This is a genomic window from Bacteroides sp. GD17 (assembly GCF_038448625.1).
Taxonomy (GTDB): domain Bacteria; phylum Bacteroidota; class Bacteroidia; order Bacteroidales; family Bacteroidaceae; genus Bacteroides.
This window is the reverse complement of sequence record NZ_JBCEZS010000062.1, coordinates 1-568: the sequence shown is the minus strand read 5'-3', so window position 1 is coordinate 568 and position 568 is coordinate 1. Positions and strand designations below refer to the sequence as shown.

The window sequence follows — 568 nt, the reverse complement described above, 5'->3', positions numbered from 1 at the left end:
ACAATGCAAAGATAACACCGCGTCTACAGACGTTTGTCACTTCCGGACGGTTCCGGTAGATTATGGTCAGTTTCTGTCTGTTATTTATGTGTATATATTTGATAATGTTATGATTTATAGCTACATTTGGTAAGAAATAAATCATAATTCATAAATCATAAATATCACTCATGAACTCTTTTGTAATCCGCATTTATGGGCGTACCGAACTGGCCCAACTCTATTGTCCCAATCTCTGTCCGGAGGCTGCTTTCCGCAAGCTGAAACAGTGGATTGATCTTTATCCCGGCCTGCGTGACGACTTGTGCGCCGTGGGGACGTCTTCCCACTCCCGTACCTATACGTCCGCCCAGGTGCGGCTGATAGTCGCTGCACTTGGTGAACCTTAAAGGTGAGGTTGGGCGGCGTAAAGGTGAGGTTGGTACACTTGGTACAGAGGTTCACGGTTCACATTTTTCTCACACACACGTGCGCGTATATTAGGTGGGCTTATGGTAAGTGCCATTTCTATTCATGTTCTCTACCAGGCCGTGCCTATGCAATCGCTTGAGCCAAGTGGAGGCGGTTT

Annotated in this window: 1 protein-coding gene; it reads left to right on the top strand. The window is 46.5% G+C overall.

Features of this window, described 5'->3' with window-relative positions:
• Positions 1-170 precede the first annotated feature (170 nt).
• The gene (locus AAE250_RS23590) at positions 171-389 is read left to right on the top strand and encodes a DUF4248 domain-containing protein (protein WP_342289517.1); all 219 of its coding nucleotides are present in this window, start codon (positions 171-173) and stop codon (positions 387-389) included.
• Positions 390-568: the final 179 nt, after the last annotated feature.

Coding starts and splice junctions, on each gene's coding strand:
- AAE250_RS23590 (WP_342289517.1), top strand. CDS start 171: ATGAACTCTTTTGTAATCCGCATTTATGGGCGTACCGAACTGGCCCAA.